General features: G+C 66.0%; 16 protein-coding genes and 1 pseudogene. 6 read left to right on the top strand and 11 right to left on the bottom strand.

Annotation, left to right across the window (positions count from 1 at the left end; genetic code table 11):
* Window positions 1-11 precede the first annotated feature (11 nt).
* From typA to ACSQ9E_RS07925, 8 genes are all read right to left on the bottom strand, one after another.
* The gene (gene typA, locus ACSQ9E_RS07960) at window positions 12-1,832 is read right to left on the bottom strand and encodes a translational GTPase TypA (RefSeq protein ID WP_057268817.1); all 1,821 of its coding nucleotides are present in this window, start codon (window positions 1,830-1,832) and stop codon (window positions 12-14) included.
* Window positions 1,829-2,821, bottom strand: coding sequence for a tRNA pseudouridine(55) synthase TruB (gene truB / locus ACSQ9E_RS07955; protein WP_436217378.1), 993 nt, complete (start codon window positions 2,819-2,821; stop codon window positions 1,829-1,831). Before truB ends, typA begins: the two co-directional genes overlap by 4 nt.
* Window positions 2,822-2,824: 3 nt before the next feature.
* Window positions 2,825-3,199 (bottom strand): 30S ribosome-binding factor RbfA, encoded by a 375-nt coding sequence (gene rbfA, locus ACSQ9E_RS07950; protein WP_057203714.1) that lies wholly within the window; start codon window positions 3,197-3,199, stop codon window positions 2,825-2,827.
* A gap of 3 nt (window positions 3,200-3,202) precedes the next feature.
* A complete protein-coding gene (infB, locus tag ACSQ9E_RS07945) occupies window positions 3,203-6,076 on the bottom strand; it encodes a translation initiation factor IF-2 (RefSeq protein ID WP_436217377.1) in 2,874 nt (957 codons plus the stop codon).
* Between the two features lie 24 nt (window positions 6,077-6,100).
* Window positions 6,101-7,588 (bottom strand): transcription termination factor NusA, encoded by a 1,488-nt coding sequence (nusA, locus tag ACSQ9E_RS07940; RefSeq protein ID WP_057203716.1) that lies wholly within the window; start codon window positions 7,586-7,588, stop codon window positions 6,101-6,103.
* Window positions 7,589-7,676: 88 nt separating this feature from the next.
* Window positions 7,677-8,270, bottom strand: coding sequence for a ribosome maturation factor RimP (rimP, locus tag ACSQ9E_RS07935; RefSeq protein ID WP_057203717.1), 594 nt, complete (start codon window positions 8,268-8,270; stop codon window positions 7,677-7,679).
* Window positions 8,271-8,521: 251 nt separating this feature from the next.
* Complete coding sequence (locus tag ACSQ9E_RS07930; protein ID WP_436217376.1) at window positions 8,522-12,100, bottom strand: SNF2-related protein; 3,579 nt, start codon at window positions 12,098-12,100, stop codon at window positions 8,522-8,524.
* A 314-nt stretch (window positions 12,101-12,414) separates the two neighbouring features.
* Window positions 12,415-12,804, bottom strand: coding sequence for a thioredoxin family protein (locus ACSQ9E_RS07925; protein WP_057203719.1), 390 nt, complete (start codon window positions 12,802-12,804; stop codon window positions 12,415-12,417).
* Window positions 12,805-12,955: 151 nt separating this feature from the next.
* Here ACSQ9E_RS07925 and ACSQ9E_RS07920 point away from each other — a divergent pair, with 151 nt between their 5' ends.
* Together ACSQ9E_RS07920 and ACSQ9E_RS07915 are read left to right on the top strand one after the other, a co-directional pair.
* Window positions 12,956-13,450 carry a rod shape-determining protein gene (locus ACSQ9E_RS07920; protein WP_057268835.1) on the top strand — a complete coding sequence of 165 codons (495 nt, stop codon included), beginning with the start codon at window positions 12,956-12,958 and terminating at the stop codon, window positions 13,448-13,450.
* Between the two features lie 58 nt (window positions 13,451-13,508).
* Window positions 13,509-13,841, top strand: coding sequence for a helix-turn-helix domain-containing protein (locus tag ACSQ9E_RS07915; protein ID WP_436217375.1), 333 nt, complete (start codon window positions 13,509-13,511; stop codon window positions 13,839-13,841).
* Between the two features lie 26 nt (window positions 13,842-13,867).
* Here the strand turns inward: ACSQ9E_RS07915 and ACSQ9E_RS07910 are convergent.
* Both ACSQ9E_RS07910 and ACSQ9E_RS07905 read right to left on the bottom strand, forming a co-directional pair.
* Window positions 13,868-14,861 (bottom strand): annotated as a pseudogene (locus tag ACSQ9E_RS07910) (Bug family tripartite tricarboxylate transporter substrate binding protein).
* A gap of 43 nt (window positions 14,862-14,904) precedes the next feature.
* On the bottom strand, window positions 14,905-16,002 hold the full coding sequence (locus ACSQ9E_RS07905) for a lactonase family protein (RefSeq protein WP_436217374.1): 1,098 nt from the start codon (window positions 16,000-16,002) through the stop codon (window positions 14,905-14,907).
* 436 nt (window positions 16,003-16,438) lie between these two features.
* On the opposite strand from ACSQ9E_RS07905, the gene ACSQ9E_RS07900 reads away from it, so the two are divergent.
* The 4 genes from ACSQ9E_RS07900 to ACSQ9E_RS07885 all read left to right on the top strand — a co-directional run bounded on the left by ACSQ9E_RS07900 (window position 16,439) and on the right by ACSQ9E_RS07885 (window position 20,015).
* On the top strand, window positions 16,439-17,416 hold the full coding sequence (locus tag ACSQ9E_RS07900; RefSeq protein ID WP_007857619.1) for a Bug family tripartite tricarboxylate transporter substrate binding protein: 978 nt from the start codon (window positions 16,439-16,441) through the stop codon (window positions 17,414-17,416).
* Between the two features lie 39 nt (window positions 17,417-17,455).
* Window positions 17,456-18,367 (top strand): 5-dehydro-4-deoxyglucarate dehydratase, encoded by a 912-nt coding sequence (kdgD, locus tag ACSQ9E_RS07895; protein ID WP_436217373.1) that lies wholly within the window; start codon window positions 17,456-17,458, stop codon window positions 18,365-18,367.
* Window positions 18,368-18,500: 133 nt separating this feature from the next.
* Window positions 18,501-18,965, top strand: coding sequence for a nuclear transport factor 2 family protein (locus ACSQ9E_RS07890; RefSeq protein WP_428000195.1), 465 nt, complete (start codon window positions 18,501-18,503; stop codon window positions 18,963-18,965).
* Window positions 18,966-19,058: 93 nt separating this feature from the next.
* Window positions 19,059-20,015, top strand: a complete 957-nt coding sequence (locus ACSQ9E_RS07885; protein WP_428000194.1) for a 2-hydroxyacid dehydrogenase — start codon at window positions 19,059-19,061, stop codon at window positions 20,013-20,015.
* Window positions 20,016-20,088: 73 nt separating this feature from the next.
* Here ACSQ9E_RS07885 and ACSQ9E_RS07880 read toward each other — a convergent pair whose 3' ends face one another.
* Window positions 20,089-21,360 carry a M20/M25/M40 family metallo-hydrolase gene (locus ACSQ9E_RS07880; RefSeq protein ID WP_436217372.1) on the bottom strand — a complete coding sequence of 424 codons (1,272 nt, stop codon included), beginning with the start codon at window positions 21,358-21,360 and terminating at the stop codon, window positions 20,089-20,091.
* Window positions 21,361-21,895: the final 535 nt, after the last annotated feature.

The raw sequence follows: 21,895 nt of genomic DNA, 5'->3' as shown, positions 1-21,895 counted from the left end.
ACGCCGCGCGATCAGCGGCCCGCGCGCTTGCGGTCGCTTTCCTTCAGGTGGCGCTTGCGGATGCGGATGGACTTGGGCGTGATTTCGACCAGCTCGTCGTCCTCGATGAATTCCACGGCGTATTCGAGCGTGGCATCGATGGGCGGCGTGATCTTGATCGCGTCTTCCTTGCCCGAGACACGGAAGTTGGTCAGCTGCTTGGTACGCGTGGCGTTCACCACCAGGTCGTTGTCGCGGCTGTGGATGCCGACGATCATGCCTTCGTACACGGGGTCGTTCGCCTTGACGAACATGCGGCCGCGGTCATCGAGCTTGCCCAGGGCGTAGGTGAAGATTTCACCGTCGTCCATGGAGATCAGCACGCCGTTCTTGCGGCCGCCGATGTCGCCCTTGTGCGGCTCGTAGCTGTCGAAGATGTTGCTGATGAGGCCCGAGCCACGCGTCAGGTTCAGGAATTCGTTGGTGAAGCCGATCAGGCCCCGCGCAGGAATGCGGTACTCCAGGCGCACGCGGCCACGGCCGTCCGGCTCCATGTTCACCAGCTCGCCCTTGCGCTCGCCCAGCGCCTGCATCACGCCGCCCTGGTGGCCTTCTTCGATGTCGGCCGTCACCAGTTCGATAGGCTCGTGCTTTTCGCCGTTCACGTCGCGGAACACGACGCGGGGCTTGGACACGGCCATTTCGTAGCCTTCGCGGCGCATGTTTTCGAGCAGGATGGTCAGGTGCAATTCACCACGGCCCATCACTTCGAAGATGCCTTCTTCGTCGGTTTCCTTCACGCGCAGGGCCACGTTGTGCTGCAGTTCCTTTTGCAGGCGGTCCCAGATCTGGCGGCTGGTCACGAACTTGCCTTCGCGGCCGGCCAGTGGCGAGGTGTTCACGCAGAAGTTCATGGTCAGCGTGGGCTCGTCCACCTTGAGCATGGGCAGCGGAGCGGGGTTGGCAGGGTCGGTGATGGTCACGCCGATGCCGATGTCTTCGATGCCGTTGATCAGCACGATGTCGCCGGGGCCGGCCGAAGGCGTCTGCATGCGATCGAGACCCTGGAAGGTCAGCACCTGGTTGACGCGGCCCTTGACGGCCTTGCCATCGGGGCCTTCCATGACGACCACGTCCATCATGGGCTTGATGGTGCCCTGGCTGATGCGGCCCACGCCGATGCGGCCCACGAAGGTGGAGAAGTCCAACGCCGAGATCTGCAGCTGCAGCGGAGCGGCCGGGTCACCCGTGTTCGGGGGAACGTGGCTCAGGATGGTGTTGAACAGGGCCGACATGTCGGGGCCCCACTGCTCGCCAGGAGCGCCTTCCACCAGCGACGACCAGCCGTTGATGCCCGAGGCATACACCACGGGGAAGTCGAGTTGCTCATCGGTGGCACCGAGCTTGTCGAACAGATCGAACGCGGCGTTCACGACCTTGTCGGGGTTGGCACCGGGCTTGTCCACCTTGTTCACCACCAAGATGGGGCGCAGGCCCAGGGCCAGGGCCTTCTTGGTCACGAAACGCGTCTGGGGCATGGGGCCCTCTTGCGCGTCGATCAGCAGCACCACGCTGTCGACCATGGACAGGGCACGCTCCACTTCACCGCCGAAGTCCGCGTGACCAGGGGTATCCACGATGTTGATGTGGGTGCCTTCCCAGCTCACGGCGCAGTTCTTGGCCAGAATCGTGATGCCACGCTCTTTTTCAATCGCGTTGTTGTCCATCACGGTGTCGACGACCTTTTCATGGTCGGCGAAGGTGCCGGACTGGCGCAGCAATTGGTCCACCATGGTGGTCTTGCCATGGTCAACGTGGGCGATGATGGCGATGTTGCGGATCTGTTTAGTCATAGTTTTTCCAATGTGCCGCTGGCTTGCAGGTGCGGCGTACCTTCCAAAATTTGTTGAATTTCCAGCGGACTCAGGAGCCTGTCGGGCACCAGCTCCCCGCCCACGATGTGGCCCACCCCCAGCAGCGCCGGGGGATTGTCGCCAAACACCGCCACGGCCCCGGCATCGGGCCAGGTGCCTCGGCGGCGTACGCCCGACAGGAAGCGAGCAGCATTCTCGCTGTCCAGCGTGACACGCACGTGTTGCGCCAGCAGGGATTCGGGCGGCTCCAGCTGCGCCAGGCGCACCCCCTCCTCCATGGCTTCGAGCTGCGCCAGCGTGACACAGCGCTCCACCCCGATACCCCCGGTATCGATGCGGCGCAAAAAGGTAAGGTGGGCACCGAAACCCAGCGCCGCGCCCACGTCCTCACCCAGCGTGCGGATGTAGGTGCCTTTGCTGCACTGCACCACCATTTTAACGGCGATGGCATCCGGATTGTCCGCCAGCAGCGTGAGGGAAAGCGAATGGATCACCACGTCGCGTGCGGGCCGGTCCACCTCGATGCCGGCGCGCGCGTATTCATAAAGGGCCTTGCCGTCCTTCTTGAGGGCGCTGTACATCGGCGGCACCTGCTGAAGGGGGCCGGTGAACTGCAGCTGCACGGCGGCCAGGCGCTCGGGCGTGAGCTCGGCCAGCACCACGGGGCGGCGTTCGATCACGTCGCCCTCGGCATCGCCGGTGGTGGTGGTCACGCCCAGCAGGGCCACGGCCTCATAGGTCTTGGGGGCATCGAGCTGCAACTGGCTGAACTTGGTGGCCGCGCCAAAGCACAGCGGCAGCACGCCGCTGGCCAGCGGATCAAGCGTGCCGGTATGGCCCGCTTTTTCGGCGCGCAGCAGCCATTTGGCCTTTTGCAAGGCGTCGTTGCTCGACAGGCCGAGCGGTTTGTCCAGCAGCAACACCCCATGCACAGGGCGCCGCTGCACCCTGGTGCGAGGCGAGTGCATGGACTACTCCTCTTGGGCGCGCGAAGAGACGGCCTTGGCGATCAAGGCGTTCATGTCGGCCGCACGCTCGGAGGTGCGGTCGTACACGAAGTGCAGCGTGGGCACCGTGTGGATGTGCAGGCGCTTGAACAGGCCGTTGCGCAGGAACCCAGCCGCCTGGTTGAGCGCCGCCTGTGTTTCCACAGGGTCGCCCACCAGCAGGCTGAAGAACACCTTGGCGTGCGCGTAGTCGGGAGTCACCTCCACACCCTGCAGCGTCACCATGCCCACGCGCGGGTCTTTCAACTCGCGCGCGATCAGCTCCGTCAGATCGCGCTGGATCTGATCGGCGACCTTGAAGGCGCGGTTCGGGGTGGAGGACTTCTTCTTCGCAGCCATCGGTTACAGCGTCCGCGCGATTTCCTTGATATCAAAGAATTCGAGTTGATCGCCTTCCTTGATGTCGTTGTAGTTCTTGAGCTTGATACCGCACTCGAAGCCTTCCTTGACTTCCTTGACGTCGTCCTTGAGGCGCTTGACCGAGTCGACTTCGCCCGTGTAGACCACCACGTTGTCGCGCAGCAGGCGGAACCGTGCGTTGCGATGGACCATGCCCGAGGTGATGTACGAACCGGCAATCGTACCGATCTTGGTCGCCACGAACACCGTGCGGATCTCGGCCGTACCGATGATCTCTTCGCGCTGCTCGGGAGCCAGCATGCCCGACATGGCCACGCGCAACTCGTCCACAGCGTCATAGATGATGCTGTAGTAGTGCAGATCGACGCCATTGCTCTCGGCCAGCTTGCGTGCACCGGCATCGGCACGCACGTTGAAACCGATCACGATGGCCTTGGAGGCGATCGCCAGGTTGATGTCCGACTCGCTGATGGCGCCCACTGCGGCGTACACCAGCTGCACCTTGACCTCGTCGGTCGAGAGCTTGAGCAGCGACTGCGACAGCGCTTCCTGCGAACCCTGCACGTCGGACTTGACGATGATGGGCAGCATCTTCACTTCGCCTGCCGTCATGTCGGCAAACATGTTCTCGAGCTTCGCAGCCTGCTGCTTGGCCAGCTTGGTGTTGCGGAACTTGCCGGCACGGTAGGTGGCGATTTCGCGGGCACGGCGTTCATCCGTGAGCACCATGAATTCGTCGCCGGCCTGGGGCACTTCGGTCAGACCCTGGATTTCCACCGGGATCGATGGGCCTGCGGTCTTGGCGGTCTTGCCGTTTTCGTCCAGCATGGCGCGCACGCGGCCATAGGTCTGGCCTGCAAGCACCACATCGCCGACCTTGAGCGTACCGGACTGCACCAGCACCGTGGCCACAGGGCCGCGGCCCTTGTCCAGTTGGGCTTCGATCACCAGGCCCTTGGCCAGCGAGTCGACCGGTGCCTTCAGTTCCAGCACTTCGGCCTGCAGCAGCACCTGTTCGAGCAGGTCGTCGATGCCCTGGCCGGTCTTGGCCGACACCGAGACGAATGGCGACTCGCCACCGTACTCTTCAGGCACGACGGACTCGACCACCAGCTCCTGCTTGACGCGGTCGGCGTTGGCATCGGGCTTGTCGATCTTGTTGACCGCCACCACGATGGGAACACCTGCCGCCTTGGCGTGCTTGATGGCTTCCTTGGTCTGGGGCATGACACCGTCGTCCGCTGCCACCACCAGGATCACGATGTCGGTGGCCTGTGCACCACGGGCACGCATGGCGGTGAACGCCTCGTGGCCAGGGGTGTCCAGGAACGAGATCATGCCGCGCGGCGTTTCCACGTGGTAGGCACCGATGTGCTGCGTGATGCCGCCGGCTTCGCCCGAGGCGACCTTGGCACGGCGGATGTAATCGAGCAGCGAGGTCTTGCCATGGTCCACGTGGCCCATGACGGTGACCACAGGTGCGCGTGGCAGCAGTTCGACGTCCTTTTGCAAGGTGTCGTCGTCGGTGAAGGCTTCCGGATCGTCCAGCGCCGCCACCACGGCCTTGTGGCCCATTTCTTCCACCATGATCATGGCGGTGTCCTGGTCCAGCGGCTGGTTGATGGTGACCATCTGGCCCATCTTCATCAGGGCCTTGATGACTTCGTTGGCCTTGATCGACATCTTGTGCGCCAGCTCGGCCACCGTGATGGTTTCGGGCACGTGCACTTCGATGATGCGCGCCTCCACCGGAGCGGATTGCTGGTGGTGGTCGTCACGGTGGTCGCGGTCATTGCCACGGCGGCCACGCGGGCCTCCGCGCCAGTTGTTGCGCCCCACGCCCCCGCTGCTGTCGCCGCGGGTCTTGATTTCCTTCTTCTTGGCCGTGTCGCCCGCCCAGCTGGAGGACAGCTTGGCCGACTTCACTTCCTTGCCGGCGGCCGCGCCAGGCGCTGCCGCCGTGGCAGGTGCGCCAGGGCGTGCCGGACCGGTGCCCGTGCCCACTGCGGGCTTGTGCAGCGTGCCCTTCTTGGCATCGCCAGCCAGCGCGGGCTTGGCCACGGGCTTGGGTTCTTCGGGCTTCTTGGCCACCATGACCGCCTTCTTGGGCGTGGCCATCATGGATCGGATGGCGGCTGCCTCTGCTTCGGCCTTGCGGCGGCGTGCGTCGAGGTCGGCGGCGCGGGCCACTTCCTCGTCGGAGCGGGCCTTGGACTCGGCTGCAGCCTTTTCACGGGCTTCGGTCTGGGCAGCGTTGCGTGCGGCGGCCTCGGCGGCCTGCTCACGCGTGGCTTCCTGCTTGACGGCAGAGGCCTGGGCCTTCTTCTCGGCTTCCTGGGCAGCGTAGGCGGCAGCGCGCTCTTCGGCTTCGCGCTCGCGCTGTTCGCGGGCTTCGCGCTCGGCACGCTTTTCGGCGAGTTCGGTTTCCTGGCGGCGGATCAGCTCGGCCTGGCGGCGTGCTTCTTCCTCGCGGCGCGTCAGCTCGAGCTCTTCGCTCGAGATCGGTGCCTCTTCCACCACGGCGTCTTCGGACTCGGCAGAGCCCTCCACGCCATCATCGCGCTTGATGAAGGTGCGCTTCTTGCGCACTTCCACCTGGATCGTGCGCGCCTTGCCCGTGGCATCGGCCTGCTTGATCTCGCTGGTGGACTTCTTCGTCAGCGTGATCTTCTTGCGGTCGACCGCGGCGGTGCCGTGGCTGTTTTGCAGGTACACGAGCAGCTTTTGCTTGTCGGACTCGGTCAACGCGTCCGACGGGGCGGCCTTGCCCACGCCGGCAGCCTTGAGCTGGTCGAGCAGGGTTTCAGGCGATTTTTTGAGTTCGGTTGCAAACTCGGCGACAGTATTACTGGACATATGTGGTTCGTGCCTCCCTGACCCTTACTCTTGCTGCCCCGCGAACCAGTGTTCGCGCGCCTTCATGATCAAGGCTTTGGCATCGTCTGCAGACTGTCCGGTCAGGTCGGTCAGCTCATCAATGGCCAGATCGGCCAGGTCGTCACGTGTGTGCACACCGCCTTCGGCCAATTTTGCAATCAGCTCCGGGGTCAGGCCTTCGAGGTCGCGCAGGTCCTGGGAGACCTCTTCCACGCTTTCCTCACGGGCGATTTCCATGGTGAGCAGCGCATCCTTGGCACGGGCACGCAGCTCATTGACGGTGTCTTCGTCGAAACTTTCGATTTCCAGCATTTCCTGCAGCGGCACATAGGCCACTTCTTCCAGGCTGGCGAAACCTTCGGAGATCAGGATGTCGGCGATTTCCTCGTCCACATCGAGCTTTTCCATGAACAGCTTGCGGGCCGTGTCGGACTCGTTGGCCTGCTTTTGCGCCGACTCGGCGGCGTCCATGATGTTGATCTTCCAGCCGGTCAGGTCGGACGCCAGGCGCACGTTCTGACCACCGCGGCCGATGGCGATGGCGAGGTTTTCCTCGTCCACCACCACGTCCATGGCGTGCTTTTCTTCATCGACCACGATGGAGGAGACGTTGGCCGGGGCCAGCGCACCAATCACGAACTGGGCCGGGTCTTCGGACCACAGCACGATGTCCACGCGCTCGCCGGCGAGCTCGTTGGTCACCGCATTCACGCGGGTGCCGCGCACGCCGACGCAGGTGCCGATGGGGTCCACGCGCTTGTCGTGCGAGAGCACGGCGATCTTGGCGCGCGAACCGGAGTCACGGGCGCAGCTCTTGATCTCCAGCAGGCCCTGTTCGATCTCGGGCACTTCCTGGCGGAACAGCTCGATCATGAACTCGGGCGCCGAGCGCGACAGGATGATGGGCGCGCCGCGCAGCGTCAGGTCCACTTCCATGATCATGGCGCGCACACGGTCACCGCTGCGCAGGTTTTCCTTGGAGATCATCTCGCTGCGGCGCAGGCGGCCTTCCACCCGGCCGGACTCGACGATGATGTCGCCCTTGTCCATGCGCTTGACGGTGCCGGTGAAGATGCGCTCGCCGCGCGACATGAAGTCGTTGAGCAGCATTTCGCGCTCCGCGTCGCGGATCTTCTGCAGGATGACCTGCTTGGCTGCCATGGCGCCGATGCGGCCGATGGGCACGGATTCGACGCCTTCTTCGATGTACTCGCCGACTTCGATGTCGGCAATGCGATCTTTCGCATCCATCAGCAGTTCTTCGGCTTCCGGGTTCTGCAGGCCTGCATCGTCAGGCACCACCAGCCAGCGGCGGAAAGTCTCATAGTTGCCGCTGTCGCGATCGACGGACACGCGAATGTCCACCTCGCCCTGGTACAGCTTCTTGGTAGCCTGGGCCAGGGCCGACTCCACGGCGCCCAGGACCACGTCCAGCTCCACGTTCTTTTCGCGCGAAATGGCCTCAACCAACATCAACAATTCGCGATTCATGCGACGACTCTCCTAGTTCAATCACCCGATAAGCAAAGGCTGCACTCGGCGGCCATCTGCCCAATTCATTCAGCAGCCTGCTTGCAACTCAGGCGGGCTCGGCCCCTGGCTTGTTGCTGCGCCCCTTGAAATCGACAATGGGCGCCAGACGGACTTCCCGTGTTTCATCCAGGGTGAAGCCCAGCGCCTGCAACGGGGCGGGCACGCGCTTCTTGCTGATTCTTTGACCCGGCTTGACAGCGGGCTCTTCGCTCCAGACGATCTGCCAACCCCCTGCCTCGGCCCGCTCCAGCGTGCCGCGAAATTTCTTGCGCGTGGCATTCACCTGCCCCGCTCCTGCCGCGCCGATGGGCGCCCTCAATGTGATGTCGATGATCGAGCCTTCGAAACGCACGAAGTCCTGCTCGTGGCGCAAGGGTCGATCGATTCCGGGAGAAGACACTTCCAGGCGCTTGTATTCAACGCCATCGACCTCCAGCGCAAACTGCAGCTGGCGGGTGACCTTCTCGCAATCTTCGACCGTGACGTACTGCTCTACGGCCGGCGCGGGCGCATCGGCGGCAGGCTGTACCCAGGGCAAGTCGATGGTGATGCGCAGCAGACCACCAGCGGAGCGTTCGATCTCCACCAGGTCATACCCCAGGCCAATCACAATTTGTTCAACGACTTGCTGCAGTGCCACGTGTTCTATTCAATCCCGGAAAAACAAAAAACCCGATAACCCCCAGAGGCTTCGAGCTCCAAAAGCAAACGACCAAAAAAAACGGGCGGTTGGTACCCGCCCGCTTGGTCGTGAGAAACGTATTGTAGCCCGTAAAGCGTTGATTTGCCAAGACGCGGGGCCACGAGCACGCCGCAAACACCCTGCATGTGCGGCAGAACAACGCCCGGCGCGGGTTTGCGCGGAAAAACGCCTTTGCCAGCCCCTGTTGGCTACGGCAGCGAGAGCGGCTGCAGCAGCTCGGCAAGGTCGCTTTCGGTGAAAAGCGGCTGCTTTCGCCCCGCCGCACCCTGGTAAAGACTTTCGGCCAGCTGGGCCTTTTTCTCCTGCAGGGCCAGTATGCGCTCTTCGATGGTGCCGCGCGCCACCAGCTTGACCACCCACACGCTCTGCGTCTGCCCGATGCGGTGGGCACGGTCGGTGGCCTGGGCCTCCACGGCGGGGTTCCACCAGGGGTCGTAGTGGATCACGGTGTCGGCCTGCGGCAGGTTCAGCCCCACCCCACCGGCCTTCAGGCTGATGAGGAACAGCGGCACCTCGCCGCTGGTGAACCGGTCGATGATGGCGTCGCGCTTCTGACTCTGGCCCGTGAGCTTGACCCAGGGCAGGCCGTGTTTGGACAGCTCGGCCTCGATCAGCGCCAGCATGCTCGTGAACTGCGAGAACAGCAGGATGCGCCGGCCTTCGGCCAGCATCTCGGGCAGCATTTCCATCAGCTGCGCGAGCTTGGCCGAGGTGTGCACCTTGCGCGCCGCCTCCAGCGGCACGAGCTGCGGGTCGCAGCACACCTGGCGCAGCTTGAGCAGCGCGTCGAGGATGGTGATCTGCGAGCGCGCCAGGCCCTTGGCCTGCAGCGCCTCGCGCACGGTCTTTTCCATGCCCAGGCGGATGGTCTCGTACAGGTCTGCCTGGCCGCCCGAGAGGTCCACCGGCATCACGGTCTCGATCTTGGGCGGCAGCTCGTGCGCCACCACCGACTTGGCCCGGCGCAGCATGAAGGGGGTGATGCGCGCGCGCAGTTGCGCCAGCCGCTCGGTGCTGCCCTGGCGCTCGATGGGGTTGCGAAACAGGTCGCGAAAGCGCTGCTGGCTGCCCAGAAAGCCCGGCATGAGGAAGTGGAACAGGCTCCAGATCTCGCCCAGGTGGTTCTCCATGGGCGTGCCCGACAGGCACAGCCGGTGGTTGGCCTGCAACTGCGCCACCACCTGCGCGGCGTTGGTGGTGGCGTTCTTGATGTTCTGCGCTTCGTCGAGCACCACGATGTGCCAGCGCGCCTCCAGCCAGCGCTCGCGGTCGCGCTGCAGCAGCGAATAGGGGGCGATCACCAGGTCGTGCTCGGCCATGGATTCGGCCAGGGCGTGGCGCTCCTTGCCGTGCAGCACCACGCTGCGCAGGCCGGGGGTGAAGCGCGCGGCCTCGCGCTCCCAGTTGCCCATCAGGCTCACGGGCGCCACGATGAGTGCGGGCTGCACCAGGCGGCCGGCATCCTTCTCGACCTGGATGTGCGCCAGCGTCTGCAAGGTCTTGCCCAGGCCCATGTCGTCGGCCAGCACGCCCGCCAGGCCATTGGCACGCAGGAACTGCAGCCAGTTGAGCCCTTGCTGCTGGTACGGCCGCAGCTGCGCCTGCACCCCCGCAGGCACCGGCACCTCGGGCAGTTGGCCCTGCCCCTGCAGTTGCTGCACCAGGGCGTGCAGGCTGGCCGCCCCTTCCCACGCCACCCCATCGCCCAGCGAGGCGCTGGTGCGCAGCGCCTCCAGGCGCGACAGGCGCAGGCTCTCGCCCGAAAAATCATGTGCGCGGTCGCCCGCCAGGTCAAGCAGCGCCGCCAGCCAGGGCTTCAGGGTGTCGGTGGGCAGGCGCACGAAGCCATGGCCACTGGGGGCAGGAAGGTACAGAAACGGAGGCAGCGCCAGCCCCTTGGCGCCGCCACCGGGCTCGGCGGGGTCGGGCGCCGCGGATGCGGCCGCCGCGATCAGGTCGGGCAGCCAGGGCAGGATGTTGTGGCGCTGGCCATCGATCTCGATGCCCAGCGACAGCTCGAACCAGGGGGATGGATTGGGGTCGCCACCATCGCCGTGTGCGCCAGCGCCACCACCCGGCTCTGCGCCGTCCGCACCGTCATCCAGCCCGAACGCATCGTCCCCCCCATCGCCCTCAGCCCCCTCTGGGCCCAGGTGCACGTGGATGGTCTGCGCGTGCGTGATCCAGCCATCGAGCTCGGGCGCCACGGTGAGCGCAAAGCCGGCCTCGCGCAGCGCGGCGAAGCCTTCGTCGGCCCAGAGCATCCAGGCGCCCTGCGGCCGCTCGCCAGGGATGCCGAACAAACCCTCGTCCACGCCCAGCAGGCCCAGGTCCATGAGGCGCGAGACGGCGTCGATCTCGGCACGGCCATCGCGCTGCAGCAGCACCTTGTCGCCTTCACCGTCCAGGCCGTCCACCAGCACCGACAGGGGCTGCCCCACCCACCAGCCCACATGGCCCAGGTAGTCGAAGCGCAACTGCGCCGTGATGAGCCCCATGTAGGCCACCCCGGCTGCCGGCGTCGGCGCCAGGTGCAGGCGCGCCACGGGGGGCACGCCGTCAAGCCGGGTCAAGCCCTGCAGCACGGGCGGCAGCGGCACGGGGCCCAGGCGCCGGGCCACGTCGGCCTGGTATTTTTGCAGCGCAGCAGCACTCAGGGTGGGCGCGTGCAGCAGCACCTCCAGCTGCGCGGGCTCCATGCCCGGTGCATGCGCCAGGCCGCACAGGCCGGCAGCGGCATCGAGGTACATCGGCGGGTTGTTATGGCACAGCGTGGCGCCCGCCTGGGGCAGGCGCGCCTGCAACGCCCAGCCGCTGTCCTGCGCCTGTGCGCCGGCCGCACCGCCCGAGACGGCCTGCCAGGCCCACTCGATGGGCAGCAGCTCGCCCCACCGCAGGGGCGCCCCCACCGTGGAGCCGCCCGCATCGGCGAACAGGCGCCCGGTGCTGGCGGCCTGCTGCACGGCCAGCAGGCCGATCTGCCCCTCCACCACCGCGCAGGGCGCACCGCTGTAGGCGGAGTAATAGTTCTGGTGGCGCGGCAGCGCCCGCAGCAGTTGCAGCACCTGGCGGTCGGTGTCGCCGGCCCGGTCGAACACCGCCTGGCCCTTGCCCGGCTGGGTGCGCACCAGCTTGGGTTTGGCCCAGCCGCCGGTGACCTTGGGGTAGGACACCACGGCCTCCAGCTGCAGCAGCGGTGCCGCCCGCGGCGCCCCCACCACAGACAACAGGTAGACATATTGTTCAGGGCGGTCCGCCGCGCCGCCGGCACCTGCTGGCGCATCGCCATCGGCAAGGCCTGCGGCCTTGTCCAATGCCAGCAGCCAGTTCATGAGGCGCGCCTCCGACTCCATGCGGTGCACCTCGGCCATGCGCTGCTGCACGTCGCTGCGGGCCGGTGGCGGGCGGTTCAGCCCGGCAGCGGGCAAAGCCAGGCCCCTGGCCCGGTCCAATTCGCTCGGCCCCTGGCGCGCGGCCTGGTGCATGAGCGCCACGCCGTGCTTGCACTGCAGGCCCACGGGGCAACTGCACTGGCTGCGCCAGTAGTCCACCGCTCCATCGGGCATGAGCGCCATCGAGACGGACAGCTGGTAAGGCGCCAACTGGGTCCCCTGCACGTCGCCTTCGAGGCGCCAGTGGTCGCCCTGGGCGCTGACGGCCAGCCGCCGCACGGCACGCGCCTTGAACAGCGCCGTGCCCCGCGCCCACACACCATCGTCGCACAGCGCACGCAATGACTCAGGCTCGAACCAGAACTCCAGGGACATGGAAAAATTCAATACACAAACAGGAGGGCGACAAGGGCTATCGGAGGGGAGCGACAGCGGCTATCGGTTCATGGTACTGTACAAACTGCTATTCAAAAAATAGCAGATCAGAGCCCCCACCTGCCCCATGGAGGTGGCCGCTAGTGCAATGTTTCATGCTTGATGGCACAAATAAAAAGGGCGGATTTTTGGTCCTGGCAAGGCGCAAACCACAGCGATACCGGGCGTATCGCGAGGATTTGCAACGCGGCCAGGGCCGAAAAGACGACTTTTTATGTGCCAGATAGCGTGAAACACTGCACTAGACCCCTACCTCAGCCCCCGCGTGCCGCACGCACGCGCTCGAACACCTCTTGCGCATCACCGCCCGCCGCTGGCCCGCCCTGCACCGCCTGCAGGCTGGAGAGCAGCCGCGCCAGCACAGGCGCCTGGGGCAGCAGAGGCCCAAGAAAGCGCGCGCTCGCGCCATCGGCGATCAGCAGGGTGGGAAAGGTCTCCACATCCAGGTCGCCCGCCAGTTCGGACTCATCCTCGATGTCCACCCACTCGAAACGCACCTCCGGGTGGGCCAGGGCCAGGGTGTCAAAGATGGCACGGTAGTCGCGGCAGGTGCCGCACCAGTTGGCGCACAGGCACACGGCCCACCAGCCCCCGGGGGTGCTGGCGGTGGGCGTGGCGTTGGGCGAGGCGGCCGGGCTGTGCATCTGCGAAATCCTTCGGGGCTGTGGCGTGCCACTGTACAACGGCTTGTGCCCGGGCATCTGGACTGTTCTGCCCATACCCAATACCGGTGCCAGGGAACTGGCCACCTGGGCCAGAATGCGCACAGATCCACCCGCCTGCAACGCCCAACCCATGCTCAAATCGCTGACGCCCCTGTTGTACATCGCAATATCACCCGAGCGCCTGAGCGTGCGCAACCCGAAAACGGGCGCCACCTGGGACGAGGTGCCCGAGATTGCCCTGCAGGACCAGCCAAAGCCGCTCATCCTGGCCGTAGGCAACCGGGCCCGCGAGGCAGCAGCCCAGACCGGCGCGCGCATCGCGACCCCGCTGGCCCACCCGCGCTCCCTGGTGTCGGACTTCGTGCTCGCACAGCAGCTGCTGAAGCACAGCGTGCGCACCGTGCTGGACGAGGGATCGTTCTGGCGCTTCCTGCCATCGCCCCACATCGTGTTGCACCTGCCCGCGAACCCCGAAGGCCGCTACACCCACGCGGAGCTGCGGACGCTCAAGGAGCTGGCCCTGGGCTGCGGCGCCAACCGGGCCATGCTCTGGCAAGGCCCGCCGCTCACGGATGGCGAACTGCTCTCGGGCCAGTATCCGGCCACAGGCCATATCCTGGAATGAACACGCCGCGCGGTGGCTGGACGACAATGCCTGCATCCCGCCCACCCACGCACATCCCATGAGCCATCGCCCCGACACCCTTGCGCTGAGTATGCCGATCCCCAGCGGCGACCAACTCAAGGCCGCGCGCACGGCCGCCGGATTGAGCCAGGCGCAGGCGGCAGAGCTGCTGGGCTATCCGCTGCAGACCGGCAGCCGGGGCGGCCTGCAGTCACGCACTTGGCAGGCCCTGGAGAGCACGACCGACGAACGCAGCATGCAGGGCCCGGTGTTCGCCATGTTCCTGCTGCTGACCGGCCAGCACCCCGAGTTCCGACTGGAACGCAAGCCGCCAGCAGGCAGTGTGCAAGACACAGCGAGCGACGGCGAGGAAGCCATTTCCCCCGAGTAGAGGCGCCGCGCCGCCCAACCGTTCGATCAGTCCACCTTGATGTTGGCGGCCTTGATCACCTGGGCCCATTTCTCGACCTCGGCCTTCTGGAAGGCGGCAATCTGCCCCACGTTCAGATCGGCCGGCTCCATGCCGAAGCCTGCCAGGCGCTTTTGCATGTCCGGCTGCCCGAGGATCTTGCGGATCTCGTCGTGCAGGCGACCCACCACCGGCGCGGGCGTGCCGGCGGGCACGAAGATTGGCCTGCCAGGACTGGACCTGGAAGTCCTCGAGGCCCTTGATGCCCGACTCCGCCACCGTGGGCACGTCGGGCATGGAGGCCAGGCGCTTGGGCGCGGTGACAGCAATGGCGCGCAGCTTGCCGCTTTGCACATGCGGTGCAGCCACCACGGTGGTGTCGAACATCATGTCCACCTGGCCTCCTATCACGTCCTGGATCGCCGGGCCGCTGCCCTTGTAGGGGATGTGCGTGAACTTCACGCCCGACTTGAAGCCCAGCAGCTCCACTGCCAGGTGCTGCGAGCTGCCCGTGCCGGCCGAGGCGGAGGACAGGCCGCCCTCCTTGGTCTTTGCGGCGGCCAGCACGTCCTTGAGCGTCTTGTAGGGGCTGTTGGCGGCCACCACCAGCACCACGGGGTTGGTGCCGATCAGCGTGACCGGGCTGAACGACTTGATGGCGTCGTAACCCAGCTTGGGGTACAGGCTGGCATTGATCGCATGCGAACTCACAGTGCCGCCCAGCAAGGTGTAGCCGTCGGGTGCCGCGCGCGCCACCGCCTCCGAGCCCACGCTGCCCGCCGCGCCGGCCTTATTCTCGACCACCACGGTGGTGCCCAGCGCCGTGCCCAGTTGCTGGCCAATCATGCGGCCCAGCGTATCGGTGGTGCCGCCTGCGGCAAAGGGCACCACGTAACTGATGGTCTTGCCCGTGGGCCAGGTGCCCTGGGCAGCGGCGGGCAGCCCGATGAAGCAACTGACAGCGGCAAAGGCCGCCGCCGGGATGAAGGTTCTGCGTTGCATGGTGTTTGTCTCCTGATGGTGAAAAGCGGACGAAGAGCAGTGCTCAGGGGAAGTCGACGATCTCGACCCAGTTGGGGTTCTTGCCGGCGGGCACGCGGGTGGGCGCGCCCGGGATGCCCGTGGCCGCATCGATGGGGTGCAGCGAGAGGCTGTGCGACTCCTGCCCCGCCGCGATCAGGAAGCGGCCCGAGGAATCCACCGCAAAGCCGCGCGGCGATTTTTCGGTGGGCACCTGGCCCAGGGGCTGCAGCTGGCCCGTGGCGGCATCGACGCGGAAGCTGCTGATCGTGCTCGACGTGCGCTCGGACGCATACAGCGTGCGGCCGTCGGGCGACAGGTGCAGGTCGGCCGCCCAGGGCTTGCCGGCAAAGCCGGCGGGCAGCGCCGTGGTGCGCTGCACGGACCGCAGTGTGCCGCGCGCGGCGTCGTAGGCCATCACGTGCACGGCGGCATCGAGCTCGTTGAGCACATACATATGGCGTTGCGCACGGTCCCAGACGAAGTGGCGCGGGCCCGATTTCTCGGGCGCGATGGTGGTCAGCGCCGGCTCGTGGGCCGTGAGCCGCCCCGTCTCGGCATCGAAGCGCCAGGCCGAAAGGTTGTCGCCCCCCAGGCTGGTGGCGAACACATGGCGGTTGGCCGCATCGGCATGGATGGCGTGCGCGTTGGGCGCCGTGGGGATGAGCTGCTGCACGGCGCCCACGGCCCCGTCCTTGCCGATGCTGTTGACCGTGATCTTGTGGCCCGGGTACGAGGCGGCGAACAGCCAGCGGCCCGTGGCATCGGTGTCGATGTTGGCCATGCTGTCGGCAAGCGGCGCCTCGCCCAGCTTGCGCAACTTGCCGCTGGCGGGGTCGATGGCCAGGCTGACCACCCGGAACGGCTGGGAGCGCAGCGCCACATAGAGCACGCGCTTGTCCGGACTGACCGCCATGGGCATGGCCATGCCGGCCAGGGGCACCGTCTCCACAGGCTTGAGCGTGCCGGCACTGCGGTCGAGTTCCAGCACGGACAGATCCTGGCTGTCGGCATTGGACACATACACCCAGGTAGCGGCCGTTGCAGCGGACCATGCGCCCAGCCACAGGGCGCTGGCAGCCAGGGGCAGCACCAGGCCGCGCCAACGAATTACACGGGTCATCAGTATTTCCTTTCAACAGGGGGAGACCGCACAGGCGGCGGATACAGGCATGCGGGCGACACGACGCAGAAGGGTCCCCGCTTCCATGAAAAGGACTGCATGTCATATGTCGTCATACAACATTGCGGATTGTGGAGCCGCACAGCGCATCTGACCAAAGGGATTACCCGAACCCGATTGCATGCTCCCTTGGCTTGCAGTGCATGCAGCGAAGAAACTGCCGCCGACCAGCCATCCCCATAGGAGAATGCGGTGCCATCTACGCCCCTCCGACAACAGGCAACGGGCGATCGACTCCGCAGCCGCAGGGCATCCGGCACCCCAGGCGGCCACCTCATCGGCACTTTAATGCGCTCTTTTTTTGTAAGGGCAATTGTTTTTCTGCGCACTTGGTTGTACGATGACTAGCAACAACAGTGAAACCAGGAGACAACACATGACACTCACCCGCCGCGACGCCATCCTGGCGTGCACCGCCGCCCTTGCCGCCACCACCGCCACGGCCCAGACCGCCGCAGAATGGCAACCCACCAAGACCCTGAAGCTGATCGTGCCCTACCCTCCCGGCGGCAGCTCGGACATCATTGCCCGCTCCATCAGCCAGCCCCTGTCGGAAGCCCTCAAGCAGACCGTGATCGTGGAGAACAAGCCCGGTGCCAACGGCAACCTGGGCGCGGACTTCGTGGCCAAGGCCGATCCGGACGGCTACACCATGCTGCTGTGCGACGTCGGCGCCCTGGCCATCAGCCCCTCGGTCTACACCAAGCTGTCGTTCGACCCTTCCAAGGACCTGCGCGGCGTGACCATGCTGGCTTACTCGCCCCACCTGCTGGTGGTGCACCCCTCGGTCAAGGCCAACAACCTCAAGGAACTGATCGCACTGTCCAAGACAGCGGACCTGAACTTCGCCGTCACCGCCACCGGCAGCGCACCGCACCTGGCCGGTGTGGCGCTGGAGCGTGCCAGCGGCGCGCGCTGGCAGTACATCCCCTACAAGGGCGGGGTCACGGCCATCCAGGACACCGTGGCCGGCCAGACCCAGGTGCTGATGAACGGCATGCTGGCCACCCTGCCCCAGGTGCAGAACGGCAAGCTCAAGGTGCTGGGCGTGTCCAAGTCCACGCGCATGCCGTTGATCGGCGACGTGCCCACCATCGCCGAGCAAGGCGTGCCCGGCTACGAGTCCGGCACCTGGCAAGGCATTCTGCTGCCCCGCGGCACGCCAGAAGCCGTGGTGCAGCGGCTGAACAAGGCGTTGATCACCGCCATCCGCTCGCCCGACATCCGCTCGCGCCTGGCCGGCCAGGGCGCCGAGGTGGTGACCATGACCCCCACCGAACAGGACCAGTTCTTCGCCAAGGAGCGTGCGCGCTGGGCCTCCGTGGTGAAGGCCGCCAATATCAAGCTCGACTGAGCATCCGCCTCTTTTTTCACATCACCGCCCCGCACCACCATGAACCCGCAAGAACTCAAATCCATCATGGGCTCCGGCCTGCTCTCGTTCCCCGTCACGGACTTCGATGCCCAGGGCGACTTCAACCCCAGGGGCTATGCCGCGCGCCTCGAATGGCTGGCCCCCTATGGCGCCACCGCCCTGTTCGCCGCCGGCGGCACAGGTGAGTATTTCTCGCTGTCGGGTGCCGAATACGGTCAGGTCGTCAAGACCGCTGTGGACACCTGCCGCGGCAAGGTGCCCATCATTGCCGGTGCCGGCGGCCCCACCCGCACCGCCATCGCCCACGCCCAGGAGGCCGAGCGCCTGGGTGCCCACGGCATTCTGCTGTTGCCCCACTACCTGACCGAAGCCGGCCAGGAGGGTTTGATCGAGCATGTGGCTGCGGTCTGCAACAGCGTGAAGTTCGGCGTCATCGTCTACAACCGCGACCGCACCAAGCTGACGGCCAACTCGCTGGCGATCCTGGCCGAGCGCTGCCCCAACCTGATCGGCTTCAAGGACGGCGTGGGCAATATCGAGACCATGTCCTCGATCTTCATGAAGATGGGTGACCGTTTCTCCTACCTGGGCGGCCTGCCCACGGCCGAGGTGTATGCGGCAGCGTACAAGGCGCTGGGCACACCGGTGTACTCGTCGGCGGTGTTCAACTTCATCCCCAAGACGGCGATGGACTTCTACAAGGCCGTGGCGGCCGACGACATGGCCACGCAGCACCGGCTGCTCAAGGATTTCTTCATGCCCTACCTGGACATTCGCAACAAGGTGGAAGGCTATGGCGTGAGCATCATCAAGGCGGGCGCCAAGCTGGTGGGCCACGACGCAGGGCCCGTGCGCGCGCCGCTGACGGACCTGAAGCCGGCCGAAATGGAGCAACTGAAAGCGCTGATCGACAAGCTCGGCCCGCAGTAAGCGCCTGAAAGGGCCTGGATCACCAGGCCCTTTTTCATTTCACGATCTCCATTCGCCTGGCCGTGCACGGGCGCGTGGATTTTCCCTGCGGCACGCACCTACATCCTCAAACACAACAATGGAGACAGACAAGATGTTCAAGAAAATCGTCCTCGCAGCCGCTACTGCCGTGGCAATCGCAGCCCTTACCGGCTGCGCAAGCAACTCGCCTGCAGCATCGTCCGCCGCGTCCGAGCAATCGGTGGCCGCTGCGGCCGAGCGCCTGCGCGTGGCCATGGTCGACCCCACGCAGGCCGCACTGGCCCAGCTGGTGGCGGATGACCTGAGCTACGGCCACTCGGGCGGCCGCGTGGACACCAAGGACAGCTTCATCGGCGACCTGCTCGCCGGCAAGTCCGACTTCGTCACCATCACCATCAGCGACCAGACCATCAAGGTGGTGGGCAACACCGCCATCGTGCGCCACACGCTCACGGCCGACACCAACGACTCTGGCAAGCCCGGCAAGGTGCAGATCAAGATCCTGGGTGTCTGGCAGCAGCAGCAGGGCGGGCAGTGGAAGCTGCTGGCGCGGCAGGCAGTGCGTGTAGCGGCATAAGATCGCCACCATGGGGCTGCAGCACCGACGCTGCGGCCCGACCTCTACAACGGCCGGCCCGGCTTCCCGGGACTGGCCCATTTTCCTTTCTTCATGACCCAGCCCAAGCCCCGCCTCCTGCAAATCGCCCGCCTGCCCCTGCCCGCGCTGGATACCGAGCTGGCCGCCCGCTATGACGTGGTGTGCCTGTCCGACCAGGCCGACCCGGTGGCCTTTCTGGCAGAGCACGGCGCCAGCTTCACCGGGGTGGTCACGTCCGCATCCATTGGCCTCAAGGGCGAAGTGATTGCGGCCCTGCCCCGCCTGCAGGTGATCAGCAGCTTCGGCGTGGGCTTCGATGCGCTGGACATCGCTGCGGCGCGGGCGCGCGGCATTCCGGTCGGCTATACACCCGACGTGCTCAACGACTGCGTGGCCGACATGGCGTTCGCGCTGATGCTCGACGTGTCGCGCGGCGTGGCCGCGAGCGACCGCTTCGTGCGCCGCGGCGAGTGGCCCAAAACCCGCTATGCGCCGCTCACGCGCGTCTCGGGCAAGCGCCTGGGCATCGTCGGCATGGGCCGCATCGGCCTGGCTGTGGCCGAGCGCGCCACCGGCTTTCGCATGGAGGTCGGCTACTACAACCGCCGACCCGTCGAAGGCTCTGCGCTGCCCCGCCTCGAATCCCTGCTGGCGCTGGCGCAATGGGCCGACTACCTGGTGCTCACCGTGGCCGGCGGCGCCTCCACGCGCCACATGGTCAACCGCGAAGTGCTGGACGCCCTGGGCCCCAGGGGCTACCTGGTCAACGTGGCGCGCGGCAGCGTGGTGGACGAGGCCGCGCTGGTCGAGGCCCTGCAGCACAAGCGCATCGCTGGCGCCGGCCTTGACGTGTTCGAGAACGAACCCCAGGTGCCTGCGGCGCTGATGGCGCTGGACAACGTGGTCCTCACGCCCCACACCGCCAGCGCCACGCACGAAACCCGCCGCGCCATGGCCGACCTGGTGCTGGAGAACCTGGAATCCTTCTACGCCACGGGCGCGGTGCGCGTGCCCGTTCCGCTCGCCTGACGTGAAAAGGCCCCCGCCGGCGTGCACCGGCGAGGGCCAAAAAATACGCGCAGCCGGGGCGCGCGTGGGTGCGTTACTTCAACACGCCTTTGGAAATATCCATGATTATGCGCGTGGCCAGGTACAGGCGCGGCACGATGGTGTTGACCTGCACGTACTCGGCATCGTTGGAGTGGGCACCATAGCCCGACAGGCCCATGCCCTCGACCACGGCGCCCTTGTTCTTCAAGGCCGCGAACGCCGCATCGGTACCGCCGCCCGTGGCCTTTTCGACCACGCTGAGCGGCAGGCCCAATTCCTGGTAGATGACCTTGCCGTAGCCGGCCACGCGGCGCGATGCCTCGCTGGCCTCTAGCGGTGGGCGGCGCACCTCGAACTTAACGTCCACTTTGGAGGCCGGGATGAGCTTGGTCTTGATCTTCTCTTGCAGCGATTTTTCCAGCCCATCAAAGTCCGCCACCTTGAGGGCACGCGCATCGGCTTGGGCCGTGGCCTCGGCGGGGATCACGTTGCGGTTGGTGCCGGCCTTGGAAACGGTCCAGTTGAGCTTGAGGCCCTCGTCGCTCTTGGACAGATCCTTCATCTGCAGCAACTGGTGCGACAGTTCGTACAGCGCGTTCACACCGTCCTCGGGCTTGGCGCCGGCGTGCGATGCCTTGCCCTGCACCGTGATGTAGGCCGCGCCGATGCCGCTGGTGGCAAGGCGCAGGGTGCCGTCGGTGCCGCCGCCTTCGAACGAGAACACCACGTCCTGGTCAGCGGCCACGCGGGTGATGGTGCTGCGCCAGCCGGGCGAGCTGATTTCCTCGTCACCGTTGATCAGCACCGTGAGCGTTCCGTAGTCCTTGAAGTTGAGCTTTTGCAGCATGGCCACAGTGTGGATGATCAGGGCCACGCCCTGCTTGTCGTCAGAGATGCCCAGGCCATAGGCCTTGTCGCCCTCGATGCGGAAGGGCTGGCCCTTGAGCATGCCCTTGAGGTACACCGTGTCCATGTGCGCGATCAGCATGATCTTCTTGCTGCCCGTGCCCTTGAACACCGCCTGCACGGCGGGGCCCACCTTCTCGGGCGTGTCGTCCAGGCGGTAGACGTCGCTGGTCTGCAGCACGTCCACCGTGCCGCCCAGCTGCTTGAGCTGGCTGGCGATGCGCTCGGCGATCTGGTTCAGGCCCTCGATGTCCTTGCTGCCCGATTCGATGTGCACCAGGTCACGCAGGGTGTCGAGCAGGGGTTGCTGCTCCTTCTGTGCCAGGGCGTGGACTTCGGCCACGGGGGCGGCGTGGGCCAGGGCGGCGGCGAAGGCCAGGGAGAGGGAGGCGACCAGGGGACGAAGGGAATGGGACATGGTTTGGCTGCTTGCAACAAGTGAATGGCGAGGTCTGATTATGTTGCCGATAGCGGTCGCGTTTGCTTGCTGCATGCCTCGATAAAAGGCGGGAGCCGGGTCTCGGCCCGGCGGCCGAGGTACCTTTCTTTGAGTCGCCAAAGAAACGTACCCCAAAGAAAGGCGACCCCGCTGCCCGTGTCCCCCTCGCCCGGTGGGCGAGGGGGCTGCCTGCGACGCTCGAAGCTGGGGTGTGCCGCAGAACTCGCTGCGTTCTTCGAACTCCGCTCAAACAGCTGCGGCAAGCTAGACAACGATGCGCGTGTCCTTCGGCACGCGCTCACCCCAGCTTCTGCGCTTCTCGGCACGGTCAAAAGGGGGTGGGAGCGGGCTCCACACGGGCCATTGCTTCGCTCGGCCTGTGGTCCTTCGCTGCGCTCTGCTCGCCAGAGCGCTCGCGCCAGTTGCGTCGGCAGCGCGGAGCGCGTAACCGGCACCTGGCGCAGCTGCGAAAGCAGCAGCCGGGTGGTACCCGCTCCCCACCCCTGCTGGCTGC

It is taken from the genome of Acidovorax sp. LjRoot118 (genome assembly GCF_964253575.1).
Classification (GTDB): Bacteria; Pseudomonadota; Gammaproteobacteria; order Burkholderiales; family Burkholderiaceae_C; genus Acidovorax.
This window is presented reverse-complemented; position numbering and strand designations above follow the sequence as displayed.